The 20,117-nt window shown below is 66.6% G+C and carries 18 protein-coding genes; 12 read left to right on the top strand and 6 right to left on the bottom strand.

Annotated elements, in window-relative coordinates:
- The first annotated feature begins 173 nt into the window (after positions 1 to 173).
- The 6 genes from J0X25_RS21520 to J0X25_RS21545 all read left to right on the top strand — a co-directional run bounded on the left by J0X25_RS21520 (position 174) and on the right by J0X25_RS21545 (position 7,330).
- Entirely contained in the window at positions 174 to 437 is a 264-nt protein-coding gene (locus tag J0X25_RS21520; protein ID WP_207289496.1) for a hypothetical protein, read from the top strand.
- On the top strand, positions 421 to 1,806 hold the full coding sequence (locus J0X25_RS21525) for an APC family permease (RefSeq protein WP_207289497.1): 1,386 nt from the start codon (positions 421 to 423) through the stop codon (positions 1,804 to 1,806). The genes J0X25_RS21520 and J0X25_RS21525 overlap by 17 nt, the downstream gene beginning before the upstream one ends.
- 93 nt (positions 1,807 to 1,899) lie before the next feature.
- A complete protein-coding gene (locus J0X25_RS21530) occupies positions 1,900 to 2,838 on the top strand; it encodes a ferritin family protein (RefSeq protein WP_207289498.1) in 939 nt (312 codons plus the stop codon).
- A gap of 163 nt (positions 2,839 to 3,001) precedes the next feature.
- Entirely contained in the window at positions 3,002 to 4,642 is a 1,641-nt protein-coding gene (locus J0X25_RS21535) for a long-chain fatty acid--CoA ligase (RefSeq protein ID WP_207290840.1), read from the top strand.
- Positions 4,643 to 4,666: 24 nt separating this feature from the next.
- Complete coding sequence (locus tag J0X25_RS21540; RefSeq protein WP_207289499.1) at positions 4,667 to 5,887, top strand: acyl-CoA dehydrogenase family protein; 1,221 nt, start codon at positions 4,667 to 4,669, stop codon at positions 5,885 to 5,887.
- 6 nt (positions 5,888 to 5,893) lie between these two features.
- Positions 5,894 to 7,330, top strand: a complete 1,437-nt coding sequence (locus J0X25_RS21545) for an amidase (protein WP_207289500.1) — start codon at positions 5,894 to 5,896, stop codon at positions 7,328 to 7,330.
- Between the two features lie 5 nt (positions 7,331 to 7,335).
- Here the strand turns inward: J0X25_RS21545 and J0X25_RS21550 are convergent, their stop codons facing one another.
- Positions 7,336 to 8,121, bottom strand: coding sequence for an SDR family NAD(P)-dependent oxidoreductase (locus tag J0X25_RS21550; protein WP_207289501.1), 786 nt, complete (start codon positions 8,119 to 8,121; stop codon positions 7,336 to 7,338).
- 212 nt (positions 8,122 to 8,333) lie between these two features.
- On the opposite strand from J0X25_RS21550, the gene J0X25_RS21555 reads away from it, so the two are divergent.
- Positions 8,334 to 9,524: a CaiB/BaiF CoA transferase family protein gene (locus tag J0X25_RS21555; protein ID WP_207289502.1), complete on the top strand. Its 1,191-nt coding sequence runs from the start codon at positions 8,334 to 8,336 to the stop codon at positions 9,522 to 9,524.
- Between the two features lie 121 nt (positions 9,525 to 9,645).
- Positions 9,646 to 9,786, top strand: a complete 141-nt coding sequence (locus J0X25_RS21560) for a rubrerythrin-like domain-containing protein (protein WP_207289503.1) — start codon at positions 9,646 to 9,648, stop codon at positions 9,784 to 9,786.
- A gap of 211 nt (positions 9,787 to 9,997) precedes the next feature.
- Here the strand turns inward: J0X25_RS21560 and J0X25_RS21565 are convergent, their stop codons facing one another.
- Positions 9,998 to 10,516, bottom strand: a complete 519-nt coding sequence (locus tag J0X25_RS21565) for a gamma carbonic anhydrase family protein (protein ID WP_207289504.1) — start codon at positions 10,514 to 10,516, stop codon at positions 9,998 to 10,000.
- A gap of 235 nt (positions 10,517 to 10,751) precedes the next feature.
- On the opposite strand from J0X25_RS21565, the gene J0X25_RS21570 reads away from it, so the two are divergent.
- Both J0X25_RS21570 and J0X25_RS21575 read left to right on the top strand, forming a co-directional pair.
- A complete protein-coding gene (locus J0X25_RS21570) occupies positions 10,752 to 11,567 on the top strand; it encodes a helix-hairpin-helix domain-containing protein (protein WP_207290841.1) in 816 nt (271 codons plus the stop codon).
- A 35-nt stretch (positions 11,568 to 11,602) separates the two neighbouring features.
- The gene (locus tag J0X25_RS21575; protein ID WP_207289505.1) at positions 11,603 to 12,259 is read left to right on the top strand and encodes a metallophosphoesterase family protein; all 657 of its coding nucleotides are present in this window, start codon (positions 11,603 to 11,605) and stop codon (positions 12,257 to 12,259) included.
- Positions 12,260 to 12,364: 105 nt separating this feature from the next.
- On the opposite strand, the gene glnA is transcribed toward J0X25_RS21575, so the two are convergent.
- Positions 12,365 to 13,720 (bottom strand): type I glutamate--ammonia ligase, encoded by a 1,356-nt coding sequence (gene glnA, locus J0X25_RS21580; RefSeq protein WP_207289506.1) that lies wholly within the window; start codon positions 13,718 to 13,720, stop codon positions 12,365 to 12,367.
- Between the two features lie 126 nt (positions 13,721 to 13,846).
- On the opposite strand from glnA, the gene lrp reads away from it, so the two are divergent.
- Positions 13,847 to 14,308 carry an HTH-type transcriptional regulator Lrp gene (gene lrp, locus J0X25_RS21585; protein WP_207289507.1) on the top strand — a complete coding sequence of 154 codons (462 nt, stop codon included), beginning with the start codon at positions 13,847 to 13,849 and terminating at the stop codon, positions 14,306 to 14,308.
- Positions 14,309 to 14,399: 91 nt separating this feature from the next.
- On the opposite strand, the gene J0X25_RS21590 is transcribed toward lrp, so the two are convergent.
- The 3 genes from J0X25_RS21590 to thsB all read right to left on the bottom strand — a co-directional run bounded on the left by J0X25_RS21590 (position 14,400) and on the right by thsB (position 18,800).
- A complete protein-coding gene (locus J0X25_RS21590) occupies positions 14,400 to 16,319 on the bottom strand; it encodes an ABC transporter ATP-binding protein (RefSeq protein WP_207289508.1) in 1,920 nt (639 codons plus the stop codon).
- Between the two features lie 105 nt (positions 16,320 to 16,424).
- A complete protein-coding gene (locus J0X25_RS21595; RefSeq protein WP_207289509.1) occupies positions 16,425 to 16,565 on the bottom strand; it encodes a hypothetical protein in 141 nt (46 codons plus the stop codon).
- 564 nt (positions 16,566 to 17,129) lie between these two features.
- The gene (gene thsB / locus J0X25_RS21600; protein WP_207289510.1) at positions 17,130 to 18,800 is read right to left on the bottom strand and encodes a thermosome subunit beta; all 1,671 of its coding nucleotides are present in this window, start codon (positions 18,798 to 18,800) and stop codon (positions 17,130 to 17,132) included.
- Between the two features lie 324 nt (positions 18,801 to 19,124).
- Here thsB and J0X25_RS21605 point away from each other — a divergent pair, with 324 nt between their 5' ends.
- On the top strand, positions 19,125 to 20,054 hold the full coding sequence (locus J0X25_RS21605; protein ID WP_207289511.1) for an NAD-dependent epimerase/dehydratase family protein: 930 nt from the start codon (positions 19,125 to 19,127) through the stop codon (positions 20,052 to 20,054).
- Positions 20,055 to 20,117: the final 63 nt, after the last annotated feature.

Genomic DNA, 20,117 nt, shown 5'->3' on the forward strand with positions numbered 1-20,117 from the left:
GCGCTGTCGCAGTAGCTCTATTCTTCGGCAGGTCGCGAACCGTTCTCGAGGCTGATTACTCATTGACTCCGTTCGAGACGGTGTTGCGTCCGATCTCAGTAGCTCCCGGCGAGCACGGGCGCAACGTGTCAGACATCGAAATTTATTTGTTCCGAAGTATGGTAGCACATAACATGGCAATCGGGCGTTACCGCGACGAACCGGCCGAGATGGACGACGACGAGCGCGAAGTCGCCGCGGCCCAGTACCCCGAGGGCGGTCTCGTGATCGGTATCGGCGTCGGTATCGTCCTGGCGCTGGTACTCGCCGACGCGTTGCTGGTACTGACCCCCGTCCTCGGCGGCGTGGTCGGATTCGTTGTCGGTCGTCGAATTCGCCGCTACAAACTCCGACAGCGGCGAACCGAGCGCACCATCGACGATGAGCGACGACACTGAGGGCGATTCGACGACGCTCTCCTCGAGCGTCGGGGTGGTGGGGGTACTCGCGTTGCTGGTCGGGAACGCGATCGCCGTCCCGATCTTCGTCCTGCCCGGGCCGCTGGCCGCGACAGCGGGACCCTCACTCGTGCTGGCGGCCGTGCTAGCGGCGATTCCCGCGGGCTTCGTCGTCCTGTACAACGCGCTGCTCGGCTCCGCGATGCCCGTCGCCGGCGGCCTGTACGTCTACATCTCGCGGCTGACGGCGCCCTTCTGGGGGTTTCTCGTCCCGTGGACGATCCCGCTGGTCGCGTGGGCGTCGCTGCTCATCACGGCGACCGGCTTCGCCGAGTACGTGCGGATCTTCGTCGACGCCCCGTCGCCGTTGTTCGTCTACGGCCTGCTCGCGTTCGTCCTCGTCGTCAACCTGATCGGACTCAGGACGGTCGCGCGGGTCCAGCTCGTCTTCGTCGCCGGCCTCGTCGCCTCGCTGCTCGTCTTCGTCGTTCCGGGCCTCGGCGCGGTCGAGCCCGCGAACTATGCCCCGTTCCTCCCGGACTACGGCGGGTTCGCGCTCGCGGTGGTCGCGCTGTTCTACCCGTTTCTCGGCTTCGGCCTGCTGGTCGAACTCGGCGAGGAGATCGACGATCCCGGGCGAACCATTCCGCTCGTGCTAGGCGTCGGCATCGGCATCGTCGCGCTGTTCTACGTGGCGCTGATCGCCGTCCTCGTCGGCGTCGTCCCCTACGCGGAACTCGGCAGCGAGGCCGACCTCGCGATCGCCGCCGGGGCGTTTCTCCCGTGGTGGGGCGAGTACGTCGTCGCCGCCGGCGCCCTCTTCGCCGTCGTGACGACGGTGAACACGACGTTGCTCGTCTTCTCGCGGACGCTCATGCGCGCGAGTCGCGACGGGATCTTCCCGGGACAGTTCGCCCGGATCCACCCGCGCTTCGAGACGCCCCACTACGCCGTGCTGGCTCTCGGGCTCCCGCCGTTCGCGCTCGTTCCCCTCGCGGACGAAATCGTCGGGCTCGCCGCGTTCATCGGCCTCGCCAGTCTCACCGCGTACTTCTTCTGTGCGGTCGGTCTCTGGAACCTCCCGCGGGAGTTCCCCGACCACTACGCGAACGCCCCGTTCCGGCTCCGGCGGTATCGCGGGCTCCTCCTCGCGGTCGTCGGCGGCGCCGTCGTGACCGGCGCGTTCTGGATCGTCACGTTGCTCCAGCGTCCCACGGTCGGCGTCGTGCTCATCGGCTGGTTCGTCGTCGCGTACGGCTACTACCGCTATCGGCTCGCGAGCGTCGACCGGATCGCGGTCTATCGAACGATGACGAGCCTCGACGCCCACGAGCGCGTCGGGGACGCGGACGAGCGTCCGGACGACTGACTCGCTCGAGCCCGTCGGTCGACGCCCCCAGCCTCCCGTCCCGTCTGGTATCACCGACATCACATTTAATAGCCGGAGCGAGTAGTATGTTGTATGTCAACGGAATACACTCCTACCGAGATGATGGATCGGGAGTCCCGATCGAACCGCTACTACCGGAACGCGGTCGAGCGCCACTGGGATCCCGGAGAGATCGACCTCGAGCGGGACGTCGGGAACTTGCTCGAGTACATCGAAGGAGCCGACGAGTACGATCAGGGGTACTGGTACCGGACGCTCAACGGGATCGCGAAGTTCGGCGCCGGCGAGGACGCGGTCACCGAGGACCTCGCGCCGCTCGGCACGGTCCTCGACGATATCGACGACCAGTTGTTCCTGACGACCCAACTGTACGAGGAGGCCAAACACGCGGACTTCTTCGATCGCTACTGGCGCGAGGTCGTCTGGACGGTCGAGGACGAGCTGGGCTGGGAGCGATCGAACCCGCGCCACGAGCGGTGGTTCAACGAGCCGTACATCGAGCTGTTCGACCGCAACCGAAAGGCGCAGTTCCGACTCCTCGAGGAAGACACCCCCGAGAATCGGGCGAAGGCGTACTGTCACTACCACCTCACCGTCGAGGGGATCCTCGCCCAGACGGGCTACTACGGGATGCAGACCTCCTACGGCGGCGAGTTCGACGAGTTGCCGCACCTGCCGGGGCTCGTCGAGGGCTTCACGAAGATCCGCAGCGACGAGGGTCGACACGTCGGCTTCGGGATGAACCAGCTCAAGAAGCTCATTCGGGAGGAGGGCGTCGATCCGACGCTCGTCGAGGAGACGGTCAACGAGCTTCTCCCGCTCGTGCAGGGCATCACGGAGGACGATCGGTTCCAGTCCGACACCGAGGAGGGAGAGCGCATCGGCCTGCAGGAAGGCGAGCTGGCCGAGTACGCGGTCGAAAAGCACACCGATCGGATGCACCAGATCACCGACGCCGCGGCCGACATCCCCGACGTCGACGAACTGGTGCGCCTCGAGGGCGACGACTGACGAGCGAGCGGCGCCTCGAGGTCGCCGTCACACCGGAAGACGCGCCTCGAGCCGCAGGGTCACGCCGTCGCGGTTGCCACGGAATCGCGCCGTCGCCGTTCTCACGGAATCGCGGGCGACCAAACACCTAATACTCCGGCCGTTGACAGTCCCCGCGACCATGATGGGTGCACAGTTAACACTTGACAAGATACTCGAACGGGCAGTCGACCTATTCCCCGACCGGGAACTGGTGACGAAACTGCCCGACGGAGAGATGCACCGATACACCTACGGGGACGCCTACGAGCGCATCTGCCAGCTCGCGGGCGCGCTCGACGAACTGGGACTCGAGGAGGGGGCCCGAGTCGGCGTCGTCGCGACGAACCACTACCGCCACTTCGAACTGTACTTCGGGCCAGCCTGCTCGGGGAGGTCGATCCACATGTGTAATATGCGGCTGCCCGACCACCACTTCGTCCACACCATCGAGGACGCCGGGGACGAGGTGCTGTTCGTCGACCCGTGGCTACTCGAGAAAGTCGAGGCGAACGCCGACGAACTCGAGACCGTCGAACGGTACGTCGTCCTCTGCGGCGAGGACGAACTGCCGGAGACCGACCTCGAGCCGGTGACCGACTACGAATCGCTGCTCGAGGGACACTCGACCGAGTACGGCTGGCCCGACGTCGACGAGGATGCGGAGTACGGGATGTGCCACACCTCGGGGACGACCGGGCTCCCGAAGGGCGTCGCCTACTCCCACCGGGCGATGTACCTCCACAGCATCATGTGCGGCCACGTCGACGCCAACGGGGTCAGCGAGCGCGACACCGTGTTGCCCGTCGTCCCGATGTTCCACGCCAACGGCTGGGGGCTCCCCTACGCGGCGACGTTCGTCGGCGCGAAGCAGGTCTTCCCGACCGTCCACACCGATCCGGAGCCCCTCGCTCGCCTGATCGACGAGGAGGAGGTAACGTTCTCGGCGGCCGTGCCGACGATCTGGCTCGGGATGGCCGAGTTCTTGGACGAGAACCCCGAGGTCGACATCTCGAACATCGACCGGCTGACGGTCGGGGGGTCCGCGCCGCCGGAGTCGCTCATCCGGAAGTACGACGAGGAGTACGACGCGCCGATCATCCAGGGCTGGGGCATGACCGAGACCTCGCCGCTAGGCACGCTCAGCACGCTCCGAAAGGAGGCCGCCGAACTACCCAGCGACGAGCAGTACGAGTACCGCGCCAAGGCCGGCCTCCCCGTCCCGGGGATGCAGACCCGCATCGTGGACGACGACGGCGAGGAGGTACCCGCCGACGGCGAGACGATGGGCGAGTTGCAGGTCCGCAGCCCCTGGGTCACGGACGGCTACCACGACCGACCCGAGGAGAACGAGGCGGCGTTCACCGAGGACGGCTACCTGCGGACCGGCGACATCGCCACCCGCGACGAACTCGGCTACGTCGACGTCGTCGACCGGAACAAGGACGTGATCAAGTCCGGCGGCGAGTGGATCTCGTCGGTGCAACTCGAGAACGAACTGATGGCCCACGAGGCCGTCGCCGAGGCGACGGTCGTCGCGGTCGAGCACGAGCGCTGGCAGGAGCGCCCGATGGCGGTTATCACCACCTCGGCGGGCGCCGACGTGACCGGAACCGAACTCGAGGACCACCTCGCCGAGACGTTCCCCGATTGGTGGCTCCCAGACGTCTACGAGTTCGTCGACGAGATCCCGAAGACCTCGACCGGGAAGTTCGACAAGAAACGGCTGCGCGAGCGGTTCGATATCGTGCTCGAGGCAGAGCAGGGGGAGGAGGCCGAACCTTAAGCCGCTCCGCACGGTCGTTCGCGTATGCCAACTGATACCACAGCTGGCGTGAGTTTCGCCGTCGACGAGGAGACCGGACTGATCCTCGACAGCCTCGAGGAGTTCCTCGAGCGGGAGGTCGATCCGATCGTCGAGGAGCTGGGCGACGCGTACACCAATCCGCGGAAGGGGCACCGCGAGGACGGCCGCTGGAGCGACGACCTGCTCGAGGCCCGCGAGGAGATTCGGCGCCGCGCCGCTGAGGCGGGATTCTACGCGATGAACCTGCCCGAATCGGTCGGCGGCGAGGACGTCTCCGCGGTGACGTGGTACCGGGCGAAGAAGCGGCTGGCGTCCCACGGCCCCGGACTGGCGCGCTACGCCCTCGCCGGTCCCGAGGGCCCGAAACCGCTTCTCCTGCAGGCCGAGGGGGAGCAGGTCGAACGGTACCTCGAGCCGACGGTCCGCGCCGAGAAGTCGACCGCGTTCGCCCAGACCGAGCCCGGCTACGGCTCCGATTCGCCGAATATGGAGACCACGGCCGAAAAAGACGGGGGCGAGTGGGTCCTCAACGGTCGCAAGCAGTGGATCACCAACGCTCCCTACGCCGACTTCGTGCAGGTGTTCGCTCGGACTACTCCACAGGAGGAGGCGGGTCGCTACGGCGGTATCACCTGCTTCATCGTCGAACGCGACGAGTACGAACTCGGGTCGTACAACAACGCCGTCGGCGCCGAGGGGTCGCAGGCCGAGATCGTGCTGGACGACGTGCGGATCCCCGATGACCGCGTCCTCGGCGCGGTCGACGAGGCGTTCTACGCCGCGATGGAGTTCCTCTCGCTCGGCCGGCTCGAGCTGGGTGCAGAAGCGGTCGGCTACTCGGAGTACCTGCTCGAGCGAGCGACCGAGTACGTCACCGAGCGCGAGGCCTTCGGCCGGTCGATCGGGGACTTCCAGCAGGTCTCGGCGAAGCTCGCCCGCGGGAAGGCCAAGACCTACGCGGCCGACGCGGCGGGACTGAAACTCGCCTGGAAGATGGAGCGAGACGAGCGGACGGTGATGGATTCGTCGATCCTGAAGTGGTTCGCGACGAACGTCATGTGGGAACTCGCCGACGACGTCGTGCAGGTCAACGGCGCGAACGGCCTCGCCGAGGAGAACCCGTACGTGGACCTCCTCCATCAGGCCCGGATCCTCCGGATCGTCGAGGGGACCGACGAGATCCAGCTGAACACGATCGCGAAGTCGATGGGGGTCACGGACTGATCCGCTATGGTCCCAGTACCCACACGGATGACCGCTGCGGGGCTCGCGAGGGCGATCCGGGACGGCGAGTACTCGCCCACCGAGGTCGTCGACGCCACGCTCGAGCGCATCCGCGAGCGCGCCGACAGGACGAACGCGTTCGTCACCGTCACGGACGAGTTGGCCCGAGAAATGGCCGAAGAGGCCGAACGGGCGATCGACGAGGGCGAACCGCTCGGGCCGCTGCACGGCGTCCCCGTTGCAATCAAGGATCTCGACGACGTCGAGGGCGTCCGGACGACGTCGGGTTCGCTGCTCTTCGAGGATCGCATCGCCGACGCGGACTCGCCGTTCGTCGCTCGACTGAAGGCGGCGGGCGCCGTCGTCGTCGGAAAGACGAACACGCCCGAGTTCGGCCTCGGGGTAACGACCGACAACCGCGTCGCCGGCCGAACCGGCACGCCGTTCGATCCCGACCGCGTGTCGGGGGGCTCCTCGGGCGGCGCCGGCGCGGCGCTGGGCGACCGACTCGTCCCGCTCGCGCCGGGGTCGGACGCGGGCGGCTCCGTCCGGATTCCGGCGAGCTTCTGCGGCGTCTACGGCCTGAAACCCACGCAGGGCGTGCTCCCGAACGTCAGCCGGCCGAACGCGTTCGCGAACCACACGCCGTTTTCCACCGTCGGGCCGATGGCCCGCACGGTCGAGGATGCAGCCCTCTCGCTGGACGCGATGGCGGGCGCCCACCCGCGCGACCCCTTCTCGGTCCCGAAACGAGAGTCGTACCGCGACGCCGTCGACCGTCCCGTCGACGACCTGAAGATCGCCTACAGCCCGGACATGGGAATCTACCCCGTCGATCCCGACGTGCGCGAGGTCCTCGAGGAGGCCATCCCGGCGTTCGAACGCGCCGGCGCGACCGTCGACGCGGTCGACCCCGATCTCGGACACGACAACGAGGAAAGTCTGGACGCCTACTACACGATGGCCACCGTCCGGTGGCAGTCGCTGCTCGATGCTCTGGAGCGGGAAGGGTTCGATCCGCGGGGCGACGACCGCGGCCACCTGCGGCCGTATCTCGTCGACCTTATCGTGGACGCGGAGGAGCCGACGACGCGGGAGTACGAGCGCGCGGACGTCGTCCGGACGCGCGTGCTCGACGGGTTCGCGGATCTCTTCGCGGAGTACGACCTGCTCGTGACGGCGACGGTCGGCACGACGCCGTTCCCCCACGGGGAGGAGCCCGAGGCCATCGACGGCGTCGATATCGAACCGCTCCGCGGCTGGGCGCTCACGCAGCCGTACAACCTCACGGGCCAGCCGGCGGCCTCGATTCCGGCCGGCTTCGTCGACGGGCTCCCCGTCGGAATGCAAATCGCGGGCGAACGACACGCCGACGCCGACGTCATCGCCGCCAGCGCCGCCCTCGAGCGCCGGCGGCCGTGGCGCGATGCGTATCCCGACTAACGGGATCAGAAACTGAAGAGGTCGACGCCGCCGGTGACGCCGATCACCTGCCCGGTCACGTAACCGGCCTGCTCCGAACAGAGGTAGGCGACCATGTTGGCGACGTCCGCCTCGGTCCCGAGGTGGCGCATCGGCGTCGCCTCGGCGATTCGCGCGAAGTACTCGTCGACGTCCTCGCGCAGTTCGTCGGGATCCATGTCGGCCCAGTCGCCGACGACGATGTTCGGGGCGATGACGTTCGACGTGACCCCCGACTGAGCGCCCTCGAGCGCCATCGTCCGGCCGAGCCCGATCATCGCGGCCTTCGTCGCGGAGTAGGAGAGTTGGCCGAAGCCGCCGTACCAGCCCGCCATCGAGGACATGTTGACGACCCGTCCCCAGCCGCGGTCGCACATCCGCGGGAACACCTCCTTGCTGATGTTGTACGTCCCGGTGAGGTTGATCTCGACGTCCCGATTCCAGATATCGTCGTCGTAATCGCCGATCCGCGAGCGCGCGTCGACCATCGCGGCGTTGTTGACGAGCACGTCGACGCCGCCGAACGCGTCGCGCACCTCGGCCATCGACGCGCGGACGTCGTCGGGGTCGGTCAGGTCGCACTCGAGGGCCATCGCGTCGCCCCCGTCGGCGGTCTCGTCGATCTCTGCGGCGACCGTCTCGGCCCCGTCGGCGTCCACGTCGAGGACGACCACGTCGGCGCCCTCCTCGGCGAGGATTCGACAGTCGGTGCTTCCGATCCGTCCGGCGCCGCCGGTGACGACGGCGGTCCGGTCCTGGAGTCCGAAATCCATGACTGGAGCGGCTATTCCGCCGAGACAGGTAACAGTTTGGGTGAGATCGACACGCACGCTCGTCGCCCGGCGACGCGTCTCGTGCCCGACTGGGCGTCCCGGCGGGCTTCGAGGACGCGCCGGGCCTCGAGGACGGACTGAACTTCGGGGACGCGTCGCCGTCCCGCACTCGAGCCCGTACGGTAAAGTATCGCTGCGTCGACCCGTACGGTATGCGACTCGATGGCACTCGCGTGCTCGACTGTTCGCGGCTGCTGCCCGGCCCCTACGCGACGCAGTTGCTGGCCGACTGCGGCGCCGAGGTCGTGAAAGTGGAGGACACCGACGCCGGCGACTACGCGCGGGCGATGCCGCCGTACACGTCCCGCGACGTCGGCGCGATCTTCGACGCGGTGAACCGCGGCAAACGGAGCGTCTCGATCGATCTGAAGCGCGAATCCGGGCGGGAGGCCTTCTATCGACTCGTCGAGACGGCCGACGTCGTCCTCGAGGGGTTCCGACCGGGCGTCGTCGACCGGCTGGAGATCGACTACGAGACGCTCACCGAGTACAACGAGGAACTGGTCTACTGCTCGCTCAGCGGCTACGGGCAGGACGGGCCGTGGGCGGACCGGGCCGGCCACGACCTCAACTACGTCGCGCTGGCCGGCCTGCTCGACATGACCCGCGACGCGCCCGACGAGAAGCCGCAGGTCCCCGGCTATCCGATCGGCGACATGGCCGGCGGCCTGTTCACCGCCTTCGCGATCGTTGGAGCGCTACTCTCGCGGGAACTCGGAAACACCGGCGGCGAGTACGTCGACGTCGCGATGGCCGACGTCGTGGCCTCGTTCAGTCAGTCGGTTGCCCATCAGGCCTTTACAGGCGAGCCCGACGAACCTCGACCCGGCGCGACGTCGCTGACCGGCGCGCTCCCGTGGTACGACTGCTACGAGACCGCCGACGAAAAGTGGGTGACCCTCGCGGCTCTCGAGCCGCAGTTCTGGCGGGCGTTCTGCGAGGCCGTCGACCGAGAGGACCTCGTCGACGAACACGGCACGGCGGATCCGGACGTCCGCGCCGCCCTCGAGGCGGAACTCCGCGACCTCTTCCGCGAGCGAACCCGCGAGGAGTGGGAGGCGGCCCTCGCAGGCGTCGACGCGGCGTTCGCCGGCGTCTACGCGCCGGCCGAGGCGGTCGACCACCCCCAGTTCCGCGCTCGGGAACTCCTCGAGGACCCCGAGGACGCGCCGCCGCGAATCGGATTTCCCGCCCGGTTCGGCGGCGAGTCGGCGGCCCGCGACGAGCGCGTCCCGGCCCAAGGCGAACATACCCGTCAGTACCTCCTCGAGGCGGGATACGACGACGAAGACGTCGACGCGCTGCTCGAGTCGGGCGTCGTGGCCGGTGAGTCGCACCGATAGGTTTCGTTCGATCGGCTGCCGTCACGGCCGCCGTCTCGACGCCGCCCCAGCCCCGCGATGGAGCGTTTCCGTGACAATCTTTAACACACTATCTCCCGTCACCGTGACTGGGTGAAGCCGAATGACGCGCTACGAGAACCGATACGAATGTCGGAACTGCTCGTCGACGGTGCGTCCCGTCGCCTATCGCGCGAACTGTCCGGACTGCGGCGGCGCCCTGCAGTCCACGACGAGTCGGTACAGCGGGACGACGAACCCCTGATAGCGTTCGAAGACGCTACTTGGGCTATTTTTGATTACGACCATCCATTCGCAGATGTTCGGGGTACAGAAGGTGCACATGCCGACCCGTTTCACCTCGTCGTCCTCGGGATCCTCGCGATCGCCGCGGCGCTCGAGGACCTCCTCCGATCGCGCTATCGCGGGTGGGACGGCGGCCGGTTTGCCGAGAGCGCCGACGCCGCGTGAGGTCGTCAGTCGAAGAGTTCGTCGTGGCGGCCGGCCAGGTTCGTGTACTCGCCCGAGGAGAACTCCTCGAAGATGGCCTCCGCGTCGACTCCCGTCTCCTCGAGCGGCGTGATCCGAGCGGGGACGCCGCGGACGAACGACTCGGGCGGGATGTCGTAGGCGTCGGGGATCACCGTCCCCGACGCGACGACGCTGCCCGAACCGATCGTGGAGTCGGTGTTGACCGTCGCGTTGAAGCCGACCAACGCCCCTTCCTCGACGGTCGCCTCGTTGAGCACCGCACCGTGGCCCACCATGACTCGGTCGGCGAGTTCCGAGGCGCGAACCGTCGCGTTGTCGCCGATGTGGGCCTGTCGACCGACGCGAACGGGACCGACGTCGCCCCGGAGGACGACCCCCGGCCAGACGCTCGCCTCCGCTGCGATCCGGACGTCGCCGACCAGCGTCGCTTCCCGACTCACCGACGCGGCATCGTCGACTGACGGTTCCGTTCCCTCGAACGGGTAGGTTCGACTGTCACCCATGGTGAACGGACCACGATCGCGCTCATAATACTGAATGGGGGCCGTCGTGACACTCACCGTCCCGTAGGGGTCGCTCGAACCGCGAAGCGAACGCGGCGTCGGCGACGATTCAGCTTTCGAGACCATTCATTACCAATTAGAACCATTCAGCGGTATGCAAGCCCGCTATTTATCCCCGGTCGGCACCGATCATTGAGTGAAGACAATGAGCCAATCAGAGTCCCCTATCCGAGCGATGTTCGACGTGCAGCGAACCGCGGTCAAACAGAGCCAGCAGCTGTTCAAACAGGGCCTGTCCGCCCAGCGCAACGTGGACACGATGGCGCTAACCGGCCTCAAAGGGCAGGAGTCGCTCCAGCTCCAGCAACTCGAGCTCGCGCAGGCCGTCTCCCACAGCTACGTCAGCGCGACGTCCGCGATGTTCCCCAGCGACGAGTCCTCGGACACCCACCGAACCATCGACGAGACGTTCGCCGGGCTGAAGACGACCCACGCCGAGTTCTACGAGGCGCTCGAGCGCGAACTCGAGCGAGACGTCGACTCGGCCGCCGAACTCTCCGACGAGTTCGTCGAGGCACTCGACGAGCAGATCGACCAGCTCCTCGAGATGTCCCGATCCATCGAGGATCAGACGGTCGAGAACGTCGACGGCCTCTCGGGACAGCTCCACCAGCAACTCGAGCAGACCCAGGAACTGCAGGATCAGCTCGAGGAGCAACTCGAGCGCCAGACCGGCGACGTCGCCGACCTGCTCGAGCGCCAGGCCGAACAGGTCGAGCAGTTCCAAGCGCAACTCGAGGAGCAAGCCGAACAGGTCACGCAGCAGCTTCGAGAGGAGCAGCAGGTCGAGGCGGAGACGAAGATTCGGACCGATCCGGAGCACACGCTCGAGTCCGTCGCGGGCATCGACGCGGACGTCCGGGACCAGCTTTCGGATGCCGGCATCTCGACGGTCGACGATCTCGTGCGCGCCGACGCCGAAACGGTCTCCGAGGCCGCCGACGTCTCGGAGAGCGAGGCCGAGGAGTGGATCGAACAGGCCGAAGCCTGAACAAGGGTTTCCCTGTCGGAGCCGTTCGTCTACGTATGCTCGTTCTCGGTGACGCCCACGCCGCCGAACCGGACCGCCGCGAGACCCTTCTCGAACTGTATCGAACCGTCGACCCCGATCGAGTCCTTCAGGCCGGCGACCTCGAGCACTACGACCTCCCGGCGCCGACCTGGTTCGTGGCGGGCAACAACGAGGACTTCGACGTCATCGATGCGTTTCGCGCGGGCGAGAACCCGCCGGAGGCCGCGAACGTCCACCTCCTCGCCAGCACCGTCGCGACCGTCGACGGGATCCGCGTGGCCGGCCTCTCGGGCAACTACTCGCCGACGAGGTACGATCTCCCGCGCGACGAACTCGAGGGCGACCGACGTCGTCACTTCACCCACGAGGACGTCGGCCGGGCGGCCGAACTGGACGACGTCGACGTCTTTCTCACCCACGAGGCCCCGAACGATCTGTTGTCCTACGGCTACGACCCCGGCTGCGAACACGTCGACGACCTGCTCGAGGCGCTCTCGCCGTCGCTCTGTCTGGTCGGCCACCACCACCGTCACCGCGAGGCCGAAATCGGCGATACGCGCGTCGTCAGCCTCGCGCCGGCCTGGGAACGGTACTACACGCTCGAGTCGGTCGACGGCTCGCTCCGACTCGAGGGCCACGACCACGAGTTCGGGAGCGACGGCTCTCGGTGATCGAGCACCGGACGAGTCGAGATCGAGAAGGAAAACGAAAGACGGAGAGCGGAACCGCCAGCGAATCCGATCGAAACGGCGTCGATCACCGTCGACCGGTCGGCCTCAGAACGTCTCGAGGTAGCGGTCGAGTTCCCAGTCGGAGACGTCGACGAGGTACTCCTCGAACTCCTGGCTCTTCGCTTCGACGAACTTCGGTCCGACGTGCTCGCCGAGCGCGTCGTAGATGACGTCGTCCTCCTCGAGGGCCTCGACGGCCTCGCCGAGGTTGGTCGGCAGCGTGTCGATACCGTACTCCTCGCGTTTCTGCTCATCGAACTCGTAGATGTTCTCTCGAACCGGGTCGGGACACTCGAGATCGTTCTCGATGCCCTCCAGACCGGCCTGAATGAGCGCCGCGAGGGCGAGGTAGGGGTTACACGACGGGTCAGGGAACCGCGCTTCGATGCGCGAGGCCGCCGGGACGCGGGCGGCCGGTTTGCGGATCAGCGCCGAGCGGTTGCGGTCCGACCAGGCGACGTAGACCGGCGCCTCGTAGCCGGGCACCAGGCGCTTGTAGCTGTTCACGGTGGGGTTGGCGACCGCCGTGATCGCCGGCGCGTGCTCGAGGATGCCGGCGGTGAAGGCGTGGGCCTCGTCGCTGAGGTTGAATTCGTCGTCCTCGTCGTGGAACGCGTTCTCACCGTCCTCGGTGAACAGCGAGAGGTGGGTGTGCATGCCCGAGCCGTTGATTTTCGGAATCGGCTTCGGCATGAACGTCGCGTGAAGGCCGTGCTGGGCCGCGATGGCGCGGACGACCGTTCGGAACGTGGCGACGTTGTCCGCGGTCGAGAGCGCGTCGTCGTACTCGAAGTTGATCTCGTGTTGGCCCTCGGCGACCTCGTGGTGACTGGCCTCGATCTCGAAGCCCATGTCCTCGAGGCCGTAGATGATGTCCCGTCGGACGTCGCTCGCGAGGTCTTTCGGCGCGAGGTCGAAGTAGCCGCCGGAGTCGTTCGTGTTGGTCGTCGCGCGACCGTCCTCATCCTCCTCGAACAGGAAGAACTCCGGTTCGGGCGCGGCGTTGACTTCGTACCCCATCTCCTCGGCGCGGTCGAGCGCGTTCTTGAGGACGCGGCGCGGGTCGCCCTCGAAGGGTTCGCCCGTCGAGGTGTTGTAGACGTCACAGATCATTCGGGCCGCAGCGCTGTCCTCCTTCCGGCGCCACGGGAGAATCGCGAACGTGTCCGGGTCGGGAACCAGACGCATGTCCGATTCCTGGATGCGGACGAAGCCCTCGATCGAGGAGCCGTCGAAGTAGATGCCCTCGGCGAACGCCTTCTCGGCCTGCCGGGCCGGGACGGAGACGTTTTTAACCGTGCCGAGAATGTCAGTAAACTGGAGACGGAGGAAATCGACGTCTTTCTCCTCGATCTCGTCTAATACAGCCTGTTCGGCTTCAGTGATGTTTCCGCTTGTCATCTTTCTCGTCGTGCTATCCAAGTAACTCTGCTACTAAAACCCTACTGCTCCAAGCAAATCTTCGGTGTGCTCCTTCAAACTGGATATTCGTAAAGTTCTAAAGGCTCCAATGAGAGGGAGGATGTGATGACGTACGAAAATCTCGATGCAAAACTAGTGAATGCACTCCTCGGCGACGGCCGGGCGAGCCTCCGGAGCCTCGCCGAGGAGCTCGACGTCTCCGTGACGACCGTCTCGAATCACCTCTCGGATCTCGAGGAACAGGGCGTGATCGACGGCTACACGCCGCGAGTCGACTACGACGCGGTCGGCTACGACGTCACGGCCGTCATCCAGTTGCAGGTCGAGGGGAACGCCCTCCCCGAGGTCACCGACACGCTCCGCGACCACCGGCAGATGATCTCGGTTTACGAGGTCACCGGCGACTACGACGTCATCGCCATCGGGAAGTTCGAAGACACCGACGGCATGAACGAGCAGATCAAGCAGTTGCTGACCGACCCCGACATCAAGGCCTCGAACACGAGCGTCGTTCTCAACGCGGTCTGCGAGAACGAACAGTTCGAACTCGACGTCGAAGACGACTGATTCGAGCGAGAGCCGACGTATCGACCGTTTTCCGACCCCGAGAGACGCGCCCGTCCAGCCGCGGCCGCCGCGAACGGCGACGCCGACCCTCTCAGTCGTCTCCCTCGAGCAGCGCTTCGGCGGCCGTCTCGCGGTCACCCGCCTGTGCCGCCCACAGCGTCGCGTACTGCCCGTCCGCGTCCAGTAGCTCCTCGTGGCTCCCCCGTTCGACGATTTCGCCGTCCTCGACGACGAGGATCGTGTCCGCGTCCGTGACCGTCGAGAGACGGTGGGCGATCGCCAGCGTCGTGCGGTCCGCGGTGAGTCGATCGATCGACCGCTGGATCTGCAACTCCGTCCACGTGTCGACGGCGCTGGTCGCCTCGTCCAGCACGAGGATCTCGGGATCCGCGAGAACGGCGCGGGCGAGCGCGATCCGCTGGCGCTGTCCCCCGGAGAGCTTGACGCCGTTCTCGCCGACTCGCGTCTCGTAGCCCTCGGACAGGTCGGTGACGAACGCGTGGGCCTGCGCCGCTTTCGCGGCCTCGCGGACCGCTTCCTCGTCGGCGTCGAACCGACCGTACCGGATGTTGTCCGCGACGGTGCCGTCGAAGAGGACCGTCTCCTGACTGACGTAGCCGACGCTCGATCGCAGGTCGGCCAGCGAGAGCTCGCGGACGTCGTGGTCGTCGATTCGGATCGATCCCGACTGCACGTCGTACAGGCGGAGCAGGAGTTTGACGAGCGTCGACTTCCCGGCGCCGGTCGGGCCGACGAACGCGACCGTCTCGCCGGGTTCGGCCGCGAAGGAGACGTCTCGAATCACGGCCTCGTCGAACGCCGTCTCCTCGCCGACGTGGGCCTCGCTGGCGTCGTAGCTGAACGTGACGTTCTCGTACGCGACGCGGCCCTCGACCGACTCGAGCGCGACCGGATCGTCGGGGTCGGCGACGTGGACGGGGACGTCCATCAGCCCGAAGACGCGCTCGCTCGAGGCCTTCGCGTTCTCGTACTGGTCGACGATGTTCGAGACCTCGGCCAGCGGGTCGACGATCCGCTGGGTCAGGAAGAGGAAGACGACGAAGTCGCCGACCGAAAGCGTCCCGGTCAGGGGGCCGGGCGCCGTCCCCGTCGCGAGCCAGTAGCCGCCGACGAGGAAGGTGCCGGCGAAGGCCAGTCCGGCGAGCAGTTCCATGCCGGGCCGGTAGAAGTACGAGAGTCGGAGGACGGCCATCGTGTCCTCGTAGAGGCGCCGCGAGGCCCCGCGGACGCGGTCGATCTCGTGGGCCTCGCTGTCGGTCGTCTTCGTCAGGGTGACGCCGGAGATGCTGTTCTCGAGGCGGGTGTTCAGCGCTCCGACCGCGGAGCGCTGGCGGGCGTAGCGCGGTTCGACCGCGCGCATGAACCAGATCGTGAAGGCGACCATCGCCGGGACGGCGACCAGCGTCACGATCGCCAGTTGCCAGTTGAGGTAGAAGAGGACGGCGGCGATCCCCCCGACCATCACCAGCAGTCGCGCGGAGTTCATCAGCGCGTTGTCGAGGAACATCTCGAGGTTCTGCGTGTCGTTGTTCAACACCGCCATGACCTCGCCGGTCTCCTTGTCGTCGAAGAAGGTCATGTCCAGGCGCTGCATCTTCTCGAAGCAGTCGACCCGCACCGCGTGCATCACGCCGTGGGCGAACAGGTTCGCGGTGACGCCGTAGATCCAGGTGAAGACGGCGACGACGAGAAAGGAGACGGCGACGGCGCCGATGGTGAACCAGAACTGCGCCATCTGTGCGGTCGGCAGCCACGCGTCGGGCACCAGCGGCAGTTCGAACGACCCGTCGTTGGCGAAGATGGCGTCGATGGCGACCCCCAGCAGGAGCGGCGGGACGAGACTCGCCATCCGCGCGACGAAGTTCGCGACCATCCCGGCGGTGAACCAGCCCAGCCGGTCGGGGCCGTACTCGCGGAAGAGTCTCGAGAGCGGGCGCTCGACGTCCTCGCGGTAGGCGTCGAACGGCGTCTCCTCCTCGTGCGTACTCACTGGACGATCGTTTCGGTGCGAAATATAAACCGGGCTCGGTTCCGCTCGAGTCCCCTCGAGGCGTGTCTGGTTCCGCGTCTCCAACTGCCGCCGCCCACGTCCTCGCTACCGGTAGTACAGCAACACCAGACCGAGCGCGAGGAGCCCGATTCCCCACCACAGCGAATCGCCGGGCAGGGCCTTCAGGACCAGCGTGACGATACCGGAGGTGAACAGCGACCAGCCGAATGTTGTCTGGGAGGACATAGGCATCGTACCGGCCCCAGCGCAAAAGATCACCGGCCTGCCACGAAACGGATGGGATTCAGGAGTCGGCAGTCGGACAGAAACACCTGCTCGGGAAATCGGATGGTTACAGATACAAATCGATACTCGACGAATTTGCCTCGAGCCGAGCATCGGCGAGTGAGCGGTTCGGAGAACCCGAGCGGTGCGCGGTTCGGAGCGAGCAAAGCGAGCGAGAACCGCGAAAACGTGAATAGCGCGGGATCGAAGATCCCGCGAACCGTGCGAACGGGCACTTCGTGCCCGTGAGCGGACGGGGAACGGAGTGACCCGTGAACGACGCCGTTCACCGAGCGCGGCTTCGCCGCGCTCGGGCCGACGAGCGACCAAGGCGCGGCGCGAAGCGCCGCGGGATGGCGAACGGCGCTAGCCGTGAGCCCGGGAGCGAGGAGTGCTTTTATACTAAATTTTGCCGAGGGCCGCCTTCGGCGGCCCGCAGAGCAAAATTTAGTTTAGCTCGCGGGTCACTCCGTTCCCCGCTCGCTTTCAGCGATTCTCGATCACTGCGTTCGCTCCGAATCGCTCCTACATCATGCCGCCCATGCCGCCGCCCATGCCGCCCATTCCGCCGGGGGCACCACCGGGGCCGCCTTCCTCGTCGCCGCCCTTGTCGGTCGACAGGTCGCCGGCGGAGATGATGTCGTCGATCTTGAGGACGAGGTTCGCGGCCTCGGCGGCGGAGGTAACCGCCTGCTCCTTGGCGTGGGCCGGTTCGACGACGCCGGACTCGAAGGTGTCCTCGACGTCGCCCGAGAAGACGTTCAGGCCGGCCGTGATCTGGCCGTCGTCGTGAGCCGCGCGAAGGTCGACGAGCGTGTCGATGGAGTCCAGACCCGCGTTCCCGGCGAGGACGCGCGGGACGAGCTCGAGCGAGTCGGCGAAGGCCTCGACGGCCAGCTGCTCGCGGCCGGAGACGGAGTCAGCGTAGTCGCGGAGGCGGCTGGCGAGTTCGACCTCGATGGCGCCGCCGCCGGCGAGGACGCGGCCGTCGGAGACGGTCTGGGCGACGACGTCGAGCGCGTCGTTGACGCCGCGCTCGAGTTCGTCGACCACGTGGTCGGTCGAGCCGCGCAGCAGGAGGGTGACGCCGTGGGCGTCGTCGCCCTCGACGTAGAACAGTTCGTCCTCCTCGTCGCGGGTGACGTCACCGAAGCCGAGGTCGTCGGCGGTCGCGCTCTCGAGGTCGGAGACGACGTTCGCGCCGACGACTTCCGAGAGGAATTCCAGATCGCTCTTCTTCGCGCGGCGGACGGCGAGGATGCCCTCCTTGGCGAGGTAGTGCTGGGCGAGGTCGTCGATGCCCTTCTGGCAGAAGACGACGTCGGCGCCGGTGTCGACGATGTGCTGGACCTTGTCCTTGAGCTGTTTCTCCTCGCGGTCGAGGAACTTCTGGAGCTGGTCGGGGTCCGTGACGGAGACTTCGGTGTCGACGTCGGTCTCCTCGACTTCGATGGCCTCGTTGAGCAGCAGGATGTCGGCGTCGGTGGCCGACGTGGGCATGTTGTCGTGGACGGGGTCCTTGTCCACGATGCCGCCCTCGAGCAGGTCGGACTCGCCGGCCGAGCGGCCGGTCTGGGTCTCGATGTTGAGGAACTCGAGGTCGACGACGTTGTCGCCGTCCTCGCTCTCGACGGTGACCTGCCGGATGGCCTCGACGATGAGCGCCGAGAGGTGCTCCTTGTTGACCTCGGTACCCTTGCCGGTCATCGAGGTCTCGGCGACCGAGCGCAGGAGGTCCTCGTCCTCGGTGTCGACGTCCTGGGCGATGTCGTCGATCTCCTCGCGAGCCTGCTCGCTCGCCATGTGGAAGCCCTTGATGATCGCCGTCGGGTGGATGTCCTGCTCGAGGAGGTCCTCGGCGTTCTTGAGGAGTTCGCCCGCGATGGCGACGGCCGTCGTGGTACCGTCACCGGCCTCGTCCTCCTGGGTTTCGGCGACCTCGATGATCATCTCGGCCGTCGGGTTGTCGATGTCCATCTCCTGAAGGATGGTGACGCCGTCGTTGGTGATCGTTACCGATCCCATGGAGTCGACGAGCATCTTGTCCATCCCTTTCGGGCCGAGCGTGGACCGAACGGCTTCAGCGACCGCACGGGCGGCGCTGATGTTGTAATCCTGCGCGTCCTTGTCCTTGACGCGCTGGGAGTCCTCGCTCATCACGATCATCGGCTGTCCCTGCTGCATTCGCTGGCTCATAGTCAACTGAGTCATTGATTGTGATTCTATATAAATACTTCGCTATTCAACTCTCGTGATGATCGGCTGCGAACGCACAAAGTATCTCAAAACCGCCGTAGTGCGCGGTGTTCGGCGCACAACATCGAGGTGTGTTACCACTTCTAAAGGCGGCGCAGAAGGTGGGGATATCCGCCATATTTAAGTCATTTCGATTTGCACGACGGGGGAAGTCCGCCTCGAGACGATCGTCAGCGAGCCGAAATGCGGGTCGTTTCGAGCCCGAACCGGCACACTCGTGGCCGAAGACAACAGGATTAACCCGGCGTCCGTGAATCGTCTCGTATGACGGACTCGAACGGACGCGCTCTCGTGACGGGCGGTGCCGGCTTCATCGGTTCGCACCTCACGGAACGCCTGCTCGCGGACGGTATCGACGTAACGGTCGTCGACGACTGCTCGAACGGCGATCCCGACCGCGTTCCCGACCGCGCGACGTTCGTCGAGGCGGACCTGACGAACCCCGACGCACTCGAGGGGCTCCTCGACGGTATCGACCGCGTCTTCCACCTCGCGGCGTCGAAACACGTCGATACGGACCGTCCCCACGGTCAGTTCGACGACAACACGCGGATGACCCGGAACATCCTCGAGGCGATGGCCGACGCGGACGTGACCGAGATTCTGTACACCTCGACCTCGACGGTCTACGGCGAGGCCCCGCGGCCGACGCCGGAGGACTACGCGCCCCTCGAGCCGATCAGCGCCTACGGGGCGAGCAAACTGGCCGACGAGGGACTGCTCTCCGCGCGGGCGCACAGCCACGACCTGACGGTCTGGAACGTCCGGTTCGCGAACGTCGTCGGGCCGCGCCTGCGCGGGGCCGTCATTCCCGATTTCATCGAGAAACTGCGAGACGACCCCGAGACGCTCACGATCCTCGGCGACGGCCGACAGGAGAAGTCCTACCTCCACATCGAGGACTGCCTCGACGCGATGCTCCACGTCGTCGAGCACGCCGACGACGCGATGAACACCTACAACCTCGGGACGCGAACGACGACCTCGGTCGATCGGATCGCCGCGATCGTCGCCGACGAACTGGAACTCGATCCAGACTTCGAGTACACCGGCGGCGAACGGGGCTGGACCGGCGACGTCCCGAAGATGCGCCTCTCCATCGAGAAGCTCTCGGCGCTGGGGTGGGAGCCGACGCTCTCGAGCGACGAAGCCGTTCGACGAGCGACCCGCGAGATCATCGCGGAGATGGATTGACCGTCGGACTGGGTGTGATCGGCTAACAGCGAAGGAATCGGACTCGAGAGCCGCCGTCGACCC

It is taken from the genome of Haloterrigena alkaliphila (assembly GCF_017352155.2).
GTDB lineage: Archaea > Halobacteriota > Halobacteria > Halobacteriales > Natrialbaceae > Haloterrigena > Haloterrigena alkaliphila.